7 protein-coding genes are annotated in these 8592 nt (G+C 64.7%); 4 read left to right on the top strand and 3 right to left on the bottom strand.

Annotation, left to right across the window (positions count from 1 at the left end; genetic code table 11):
- Positions 1-325: 325 nt before the first annotated feature.
- Positions 326-814 carry a hypothetical protein gene (locus KDH09_07665; protein MCB0219553.1) on the bottom strand — a complete coding sequence of 163 codons (489 nt, stop codon included), beginning with the start codon at positions 812-814 and terminating at the stop codon, positions 326-328.
- 118 nt (positions 815-932) lie between these two features.
- Between KDH09_07665 and efp the strand changes: the two genes are divergently transcribed.
- From efp to KDH09_07650, 3 genes are read left to right on the top strand one after another with little or no spacing between them, the layout of a single operon-like run.
- Positions 933-1499 (top strand): elongation factor P, encoded by a 567-nt coding sequence (gene efp / locus KDH09_07660; protein ID MCB0219552.1) that lies wholly within the window; start codon positions 933-935, stop codon positions 1497-1499.
- 1 nt (position 1500) lies between these two features.
- Complete coding sequence (locus KDH09_07655; protein ID MCB0219551.1) at positions 1501-2367, top strand: MaoC family dehydratase N-terminal domain-containing protein; 867 nt, start codon at positions 1501-1503, stop codon at positions 2365-2367.
- Between the two features lie 30 nt (positions 2368-2397).
- Positions 2398-4290, top strand: a complete 1893-nt coding sequence (locus KDH09_07650) for a potassium transporter Kup (GenBank protein MCB0219550.1) — start codon at positions 2398-2400, stop codon at positions 4288-4290.
- Between the two features lie 66 nt (positions 4291-4356).
- On the opposite strand, the gene KDH09_07645 is transcribed toward KDH09_07650, so the two are convergent.
- Complete coding sequence (locus tag KDH09_07645) at positions 4357-5181, bottom strand: SDR family NAD(P)-dependent oxidoreductase (protein MCB0219549.1); 825 nt, start codon at positions 5179-5181, stop codon at positions 4357-4359.
- A 226-nt stretch (positions 5182-5407) separates the two neighbouring features.
- On the opposite strand from KDH09_07645, the gene KDH09_07640 reads away from it, so the two are divergent.
- The gene (locus KDH09_07640) at positions 5408-6730 is read left to right on the top strand and encodes a hypothetical protein (GenBank protein ID MCB0219548.1); all 1323 of its coding nucleotides are present in this window, start codon (positions 5408-5410) and stop codon (positions 6728-6730) included.
- A 297-nt stretch (positions 6731-7027) separates the two neighbouring features.
- Here KDH09_07640 and KDH09_07635 read toward each other — a convergent pair whose 3' ends face one another.
- The gene (locus KDH09_07635; GenBank protein MCB0219547.1) at positions 7028-8353 is read right to left on the bottom strand and encodes an MATE family efflux transporter; all 1326 of its coding nucleotides are present in this window, start codon (positions 8351-8353) and stop codon (positions 7028-7030) included.
- Positions 8354-8592: the final 239 nt, after the last annotated feature.

The raw sequence follows: 8592 nt of genomic DNA, 5'->3' as shown, positions 1-8592 counted from the left end.
TGATCGACCCCTCGATCCTCTACCCGCCCTACACCGAGGGCAAGTTCAAGTGGCTCAAACGACTGGTCTAGCTGTGCAACGAATCGAAACGAAAACGGCCTCCCATCGGGAGGCCGTTTTTATGTTGCGATTGCGCGTGGGAGGGCGAGGCATGCCTCGCCCCTACACAAGCATGGAATGTGCAGGCGATCTGCTTTTCAATGGTCCGGGACTGTAGGGGTTTCTCATTCGTTGCAGCGCGTGATTGCGCGAGACTTGTCCACGTGTAGGGGCGACGCATGCGTCGCCCGTCTTCAACCCCCGGGCGTGAAGGGCACTTGCGCCCTCATCGCTTGCCGAGGTCCCGGACGGAGATCACGTGATTGAGGTTCAGGATGCGGTATCCCTCGGGCGCGTCGACGTAGATGAAGCGATGCTGGGTGCGATTGAGATAATCGAGCGTGCGGGTGTGGCCGGCCGCGCCGGTTACCAGGCACTGGCCCTCGAAGGTGCCGCCGGTTCCCAGCGTCAGCTCAATGAGGTGCATCTCCCCCATGGGGTTGCTGAGCTGGTCATCGTGGGCAACGTCGGGCCCCTTGAGCTCCACGACGAAGATGTGGTCCTTGTTGATGAGGGTCGCCCCCTGGCGTTTGGTTTCGAAAAAAGGGACGAAGGGCTCGGGCCCATTGAGCAGGTCGGTCAGGCGCTCGCGCCCGGTGTGCTCGGCCGAGATTGCCGAGCACATGAACGAGCCCTCAAGGGCGGTGTGCTTGTGGGTGCGCACCAGCGCCGGAACCTCGCGTTTTTCAATGCGGAATTCGCTGTCTTCGACCATCCTGGCTCCCCCGTGGGCGGCGCCGGCGGGGCGGTAAAAAACCGTCATGCCGGGCTGTTTTCATGCTGCGATCTTGGCATCATACTACGCCGCGACCGACGACGCGAGGTTGGACAAAATGATTACGACAGCCGATTTTTCCAAGGGCGTGCGCATCCTGATCGATGGCGAGCCCTACGTGATTCTCGAACACACGACCCAGACCCCCAGCGCCCGCGGTGCGGCGACGCTGGTGAAGTTCAAGGCCCGTAACCTGCTGACCGGGCAGCTCATCAGCGACTCGGTAAAAGCCGGCGCCAAGTACGAGCAGCCCGATATCCGCTTCGCCAAGGTCCAGTATCTCTATGACGAGGGCCCTGATGCCGTTTTCATGGACACTGAGACCTACGAGCAGTTCAATCTGGCTCGGGACGTGATCGGGGAATCGGCCAAGTATCTCTCCGAGGACCTGGAGATCAAGGCGATCTTCTTCAACGACAACGTCGTGAATGTCGAGCTTCCCAACTATGTGGAGCTTGAAATCGTCATGGTGGAGCCCGGCACCCGCGGCAACACGGCCTCGGGATCTGTCACCACGCCGGCCGAGCTCTCCAACGGCGTGCGCATCCAGGTACCGCTTCACATCAAGAGCGGGCAGCGCATTCTGGTCGATACCCGCGACGACAGCTTCTACCAGAAAGCCTGACGTGCCGCTCAACTCAGCCGTGGTCGGAACCGTGGGAGAGCCGCTCTCCCGCGACGCGGACGCCCGCGGGCTGATGGCCTATGCGGCGGGCATCGGCGAGAGCGCGCCCGTTTACTTCGACACAACCCGCAAGGGCGGCATCGCCGCGCACCCGGTGTTCCCGGTGAGCCTGGAATGGCCCGCGCTGCTGGCACTTCGCGTGGGGCAGGGCAGCGGCATGAGCGCCGCCGAGAGCTTGCGCGGGGTCCACGCCAGTCAGGACACGACTCTCCACCGGCCGATTCGCGCGGGCGAGAAACTGGAGACCCGGGCCGAAATCGCCGGCGTGCAGGCCACCAGCGCCGGCGCCTACCAGATGACCCGCTTCGAGACGACGGACGCCAAAGGCCAGCCGGTCGTGACGACCTGGTACGGGACCATGTTCCGTGGCGTGGAAGTGAGCGGCGAGAGCCGCCCGCCCGAGTACGCGCTGCCGGCGCTTCCCGAACCGGGACCGCACGAGTGGCAGGTGGAGCGCGCGCTCAGCGCCGGTGCGGCCCACGTCTACACCGAGTGCTCGGACATCTGGAATCCCATCCACACAGATCTTCAAGTGGCGAAACTCGCGGGGCTTCCCGGGCTCATCCTGCACGGGACGGCGACGCTGGCCATGGCCGTGAGCGCGGTCATCGAGCAGGTTGCCGGCGGCGATCCGCGGCGGATCATCCGCTTTGGCGGGCGGTTTCGCGCGAGCGTCCCGCTTCCCTCCAGCATTGTCATCAGTGGTTCTCGCGCCGATGCGGGCGCTCAGGCCGCGCTTTTCGAAGTTCGCAACGAGGATGCCAAGCTTGCCCTTGCCGAGGGATTTGCGCTACTGGGCGCAGCGTAGGCAGTCCACACCAAATCAGGGGACAGACCAATGGATGCTGAATCTTCCGAGACTCCCAAGTCGCCGGCCCTGCCGCTGCTGGCCTATACGGCGCTCGGCGTCGTTTACGGCGACATCGGCACGAGCCCGCTCTACGCTCTGCGCGAGTGCTTTAACGGCCCGCACAGCGTGCACGTCGCCCCCGAAAACGTGCTGGGAATCCTCTCACTGATCTTCTGGGCGCTCGTCCTGATCATCAGCATCAAATACCTCGTCTTTATCCTGCGCGCCGATCACGAGGGCGAGGGCGGCATCCTGGCCCTCATGGTGCTGGCGACGCGCTCACCGGCGGGAAGCGGCAAATACGTCAAACCCGTGCTCATCGCGCTTGGCCTGTTCGGCGCGGCGCTGCTCTACGGCGATGGGGTGATTACGCCCGCTATTTCCGTGCTGAGTGCCATCGAGGGCCTGAGCGTCGCAACCCCGGTATTCGATCCCTACGTCGATCCCATCACCATTGTGATTCTGGTGTTTCTGTTTCTCTTCCAGTATCGCGGCACGGCGGGCGTCGGCGTCATCTTCGCGCCCCTTACCCTGCTCTGGTTCGTGGTGCTCGCTGCGCTGGGCATTCCCCAGATCATCCAGAACCCGGCGATCCTCCAGGCAGCAAATCCGCTCTACGGGATCGAGTTCTTTGCCCACAACGGCTGGCACGGCGCGACGGTGCTGGGCGCCGTCGTGCTCGTTGTGACCGGCGGCGAGGCGCTTTATGCCGACATGGGCCACTTCGGCGCCAACCCGATCCGGCTGGCCTGGTTCACCGTCGTGCTTCCCTCGCTGCTCATCAACTACTTCGGCCAGGGCGCGCTGCTGCTCAGCAACCCCGAGGCCGCGAGCAACCCCTTCTATCTCATGGCACCGGGCTGGGCGCTCTACCCGCTGGTGGGCATTGCCACGGTGGCGACGATCATCGCCTCGCAGGCGGTGATCACCGGGGCCTTCTCGCTGACCAGCCAGGCGGTGCAGATGGGCTACCTGCCGCGCTTCGAAGTGCGCCACACCTCCGAGCACACCATGGGGCAGATCTACCTGCCGCGCGTGAACTGGGTGCTGCTGGCGCTGACGATCTGGCTGGTGCTGAACTTCCACACCTCGGCCAACCTGGCCGCGGCCTACGGCATCGCGGTGACGACGACGATGGTGATTACCTCGATCCTCGCCGCCGTGGCGATGCGCGGATTGTGGAACTGGTCGCTGCCGGTAGTAATTGTCCTGACGACGGGATTTTTGATTGTCGACGGCGCCTTCTTCGGGGCCAACGCGCTCAAGTTCTTCCACGGCGGCTGGTTCCCGATCCTGATCGCGGCGGTTGTCTACATTTCGATGGCGACCTGGAAGCGCGGCCGCGAGATCCTGGGCGAGCGGCTGCAGGAACGCACGATTCCCTTCCACGACTTCCTCTTCAGTGTCGAAGAAGAAAAGCCTGCCCGCGTCCCCGGCACGGCGATCGTGATGACGGGTTACTCGGGCGGCACCCCGGTCTCGCTGTTGCACAACTACAAACTCAACCGCGTCCTGCACGAGCGCGTCGTGTTCCTGACAATTGAGACGATGCCGCGTCCCTACCTGACAGATGAGGAGCGTGTGATCGTCACCGATCTGGGCAAGGATTTCTTCGGGATGATCGCCCGCTACGGGTATCTCGAGCGCCCGGACGTCAGCCAGCTTTTTGCCATTGCGCGCAAGCAGGGCTTCGACATCGAGGTGGACAAGAGCACCTTCCTGCTCGGGCGTGAGACCCTTCGCGCGACCAAGCGTCCGGGAATGGCGCTCTGGCGCGAACGCCTGTTCTCGCTCATGTCACGAAATGCGCTGCCGGCCACCGCGTTCTTCGGCATCCCCGCCGGGCGCGTGCTGGAAATCGGCGTGCAGGTGGATTTGTAGGCAAAGAAGAGGCGGCTCCCACCGGGAGCCGCCTAGCTGTAACGGTTCTGTTCCTGGACCCCGCGATCAGATTCCCATTCCCATCCGTTCCTGGAAGAACTCCACCATGCGGTTGGTGCCAACCGGGAAGAGGCGCTTGAATGTGTCGATGACGTGGCTTTCGCGCGTAATCAGTACGCGGGCCTTGTTCTTCTTGATGCCGTCGACGATTTCTTTTGCCGCCTCATCGGGGGAGATCGCGCGCTGCTCGAACATTTTTTCGATCTTGCGTTTGGCGCCGGTTTCCTGGGCGTCGACGAAGCGCGAGCTCTTGACGATGTTGGTGTTCACGCCGCCCGGGTGGATGCTGGTGACGCCGATGTGTTGCGGGGCCAGTTCGGTGCGCAGCGACTCACTGAAACCGCGCACGGCAAACTTGGTCGCCGCGTAGGAACTCTGCGAGGGAAGGCCGATGATGCCGAACACGCTGGAGATATTGACGATGTGGCCCTCGTCCTCTTTCTGGATGTAGGGCAGGAAGAATTTGCAGCCGTAGACCACGCCCCAGAGGTTGATGCCCATGATCCACTCGAAGTCTTCGATGCTGTGATGCTCGAAGGGGGCGGTGACTGAGACGCCCGCATTGTTCACGACGATATGGACGTGGCCGTGCTCGGCAATGACGGCCTTGGGCAGCGCCTTCATCTGGGACTTGCTGGCAACGTCGACCACGTGGGTCGAGACCTTGCGGCCGAGTGCCGCGATCATCTTCGCCGTTTCCTTGAGCCCGGCTTCGTTCACATCGGTGATGGCCAGGTCGCAGCCCTCGCGCGCGAGTGCGACGGAGGTCGCCCGCCCGATACCGCTGGCCGCTCCGGTCACGACCGCAACGCGGCCCTTGAGATTCTTCATGCTTGTGCCTCCAGAGATTGAACCTGCAGGGCCCCATTGCTCCGGGGGCTCCCGCGGTGACGCGGGGCATCATATCAGAAAAAACCGCTGGTGGAACGTCCGTTCCAGAAAAAAATACCCGGGGCCAATGTCGCCGGATGTCACACCCCTCCGATACCCTGCCTGTGTAGGCTGAGGGTCCCGTTTGCGCTGGCAGGCGTGGGCCATTGCGGAGCAGGAGGGCCCCATGGCTGTCACAATGGCGGAAATGGAGGCGCGCGCGGCGCGCGCGGGCAAGCTGCGGGCGCGCGGGCGGGAGTTGGCGGCGGCGCCGGATGCCGATTACTGCGAGCGGGTACTGGCGCTCTACGACGGAATCGAGGCGCAGCTGCTGGAGGATCCGGGGTCTTTGCTCGGGGGCGCGGAGGGCGTTGAGGAGGAGTTCCCCTCTCCCAGCGGGAGAGGGTGCCCGGAGGGCGGGAGCGGGAGAAATGCCGGTACCGACTCTTCCCCCTCTTCCAAGCCCGGCCCCCCTCAGCCCGGCTCCGCTCACGCTGCGCCGGGCAGCTCCCCCCGCCAGCGGGGGGAGCACCACGAGGAGAACTCGTCGTTCGACGACGAGTTTACCCAGTTCCAGAACGCCGGTCCCTGGCCACTGCCCGAACTGGCGCCGATGGCGATCGATGAGGTCGAGCACGAGCACCTTCTCAAACTCGCGCAGCTCTCCTCGCCCCAGCAACTGACGCTGGAATTTCTGGAGCAATGGCTCCCCATCGAACTGGTTCGTCTCGAAGGTGTCTTCTCTCCGGCGCACCTTTTTGTCCTGACGCTGCGGGAATACTGCCGTGCCGAGCTGACCCTGCTGTGCGACTGCCACGATCCCGACATTTCCTTCGAGGCGGCCTGCCGTCTGTTCCGCTACGAGGAGCGCCTGCGGGCGCGTTTCCAGCAGCGACGCGCGCGCGGCGGGTGCGCGCTTCCCGAAGAGCGCCCCTTCGCGCACTGCAGCGAGGTGGAGATCAAGCACCTGCGCGGGCAGGAAGCCGACGCTGCCGCGCCGAAGTCCGAGGCGGGAAGGGCCGTCTTCATTCGCGCAGCGCTCGTTCGAAACCGGGTGATCGAGAGGAACGCTCCCGATGTGATCGAGGCCTGCCTGCGCCGGGCTAACTGGTGGCTGGGGATGGTGATGGGCGCAAGAAGCCCGCGTGAGCTGTTTGGAAAACTCTCGCGCGAGGCAAACCTCTTCGACCGCCTCTCTCCGGCGCCGCCCATTCCCACGAAGAAGGGCCCCATGCGTGCGCGAAGCATGTGCCTGCCGGTTGCGATGGCACTGTGCAACGCCCTCTACCAGGTCCGCCACGAAGGGGGCGAGAAGAGCCGCCTGAAATGGGCCTCGCGCCTTTACCGCGTGCTGCTTGCGCGCACCCACGGTGTGGAAGCGGCCGCGGCCTTCACGCCGCTGAGCGGCGCGGAAAGCTGGCCGGGGATGCCGAAAGCAATCATCAAAGAACACGAACAACACATCGAAAACCGTTCAGGCGCCGAGGCGGCCGTCAGGGCGCCGCCGTAAAGTGGGCAAGAACTCTCGCGCGGCAGCGCGCACCGATCCGCTCTTCCCACGCGGTCGGGGGAAGATGGCCGAAGGCCAGATGGGGGCGCCATTACGGGCCCTCCGAAGTTTCAGCCAAGGAGGGCCGAATGCCCCCCTCAGTCCGGCTTTGCCGGACAGCTCCCCCGGCGACGGGGGAGCACGAAGCGGTTGCTGCCCCAAAACCAAACCCCGCCAGTCGGCGAGATTCTTCATGACACAAGGAGGGAGCAAGGCCCCACGCGGCGAGGGAAATCGCCAGAACAATTTGGAAGCGGCCTAGAACTCGATTCCCAGCCACTTTCGCCCGGCCCAGAGTTTCACATAGCTGGCGGCCAGCAGCAGGCGGTAGAGCGCAAAACACACCCAGATCCCGATGAGCCCGTACCCGAGCATCGGGCCCACCACATAAGCCGCCGGCAGGTAGAGCCCCCACTGGGCGAGGATGGAGACGACCATCACGCGGCGCGTATCGCCCACGCCCTGGAGCGCACCCTGAAGGATCTGGCCCAGCGCCTCGACGATCTGGATGGCGCCCACGAGTTGGAGCGGAATGACGGCGAGCTCGAGCGTCTGCGGATCGTGGATGAATCCCGAGAGCAGCACGCGCGGGATCGCGATCATGGGAAGTCCCACCGCGCCCAGCACCATGGCGGCGAGCTTGGTCACGTCCCAGCCCCAGCGCACGGCTTCTTCGGGCTCTTTGCGCCCAAGCGCCTGCCCGGCGAGGCTCGCCGCGGCAATGCCCATGGCAATCCCCGGCAGGATGAGCACGAGCATGAGATTGATGAGCACGTTGGCGGCCGCGAGCTCGGCCGTGCCCACGCGGCCGATGATCCAGAACTGCGCGGTCAGGCCCGAAGCGAAAAACAGCGTCTGGATCGCGCTGGGAATGGACAGGCGCAGCAGCCTTCCCAGCGTCTGGGCGCTCGGGCGGGCGCGCAGGAAGCCCGCGTGGCGGGCATGCTTCATGGCGAGGATCACGTAGGTCAGCGTGCCGATCACCGTGGCGCTGGCCGTGCCGATGCCCGCTCCCTGGGTGCCCAGCTCCGGCAGGCCCAGCTTTCCGAAGATCAGGCAGTAACTGATGGCCACGTTGCAGATGTGCATGATGACGAGGGTTCGCATGTAGAGGCCCGAGCGGCTCACCCCGTTGAAGTAGCCGCGGAAGCAGAAGTTCATGGCGACAAAACTCGAAGCCAGCATCCGCGCGCGGTAGTAGGGCAGCCCCTCGGCCACAACGCCCGGGTCATCGATGAGCCAGGGGTAGAAGTGGGGCGCGGCATACCAGAGCGCAATGGTGAGCGGCACGCCGCAGAGCAGAGAGACCATGAGCCCGCCGTTCAGGGGCAGGGCCATCTCGGTCTCGGCGCCCTCGCCCTTGCGGCGGGCGGCCAGTGCCTGCACGCCCACCGAGAGCCCCATGAGCAGGGCCTGGGACATGAAGCTCAAGAATCCGCCCATGCCCACGGCGGCCAGCGAGGCATCGCCGAGCGTCCCCACCATCGCCGTGTCGACGAGGTTGAGAATGTTCTGCGAGACCATCCCGCCGATGATCGGCAGGGCCAGGGACAAGATTGTGCGGGCGCGGTCTTTGTCTAGCACGTGGTGATCCTGCTGCGTCTTCCTTGGATGAGCAAAAGAAGCGAATCGCTTCGGCCCCCGGGAGAATCAAAAGCACATGAGCGATGATCCATTTCACGAGGGAGAGCGCATCGTACAGCAACGCGCCGGCGTGCGCGAGGCCGCCCGTGCGCTCTCGCGCATGATCGAGCCCCGCATGAGCCCGCGCGTGGGCGGTTACCTCGCGGCGCGCGAGATGGTGTTCCTCGCAAGCGTGGACG

The sequence above is a fragment of the Chrysiogenia bacterium genome (genome assembly GCA_020434085.1).
GTDB lineage: Bacteria > JAGRBM01 > JAGRBM01 > JAGRBM01 > JAGRBM01 > JAGRBM01.
This window is presented reverse-complemented; position numbering and strand designations above follow the sequence as displayed.

Bases quoted from the DNA above. Each gene is read 5' to 3' on its own strand.
- KDH09_07640 (MCB0219548.1), top strand. From the start codon at position 5,408: ATGGCTGTCACAATGGCGGAAATGGAGGCGCGCGCGGCGCGCGCGGGC.
- KDH09_07650 (MCB0219550.1), top strand. From the start codon at position 2,398: ATGGATGCTGAATCTTCCGAGACTCCCAAGTCGCCGGCCCTGCCGCTG.
- KDH09_07645 (MCB0219549.1), bottom strand. From the start codon at position 5,181: ATGAAGAATCTCAAGGGCCGCGTTGCGGTCGTGACCGGAGCGGCCAGC.
- KDH09_07665 (MCB0219553.1), bottom strand. From the start codon at position 814: ATGGTCGAAGACAGCGAATTCCGCATTGAAAAACGCGAGGTTCCGGCG.
- efp (MCB0219552.1), top strand. From the start codon at position 933: ATGATTACGACAGCCGATTTTTCCAAGGGCGTGCGCATCCTGATCGAT.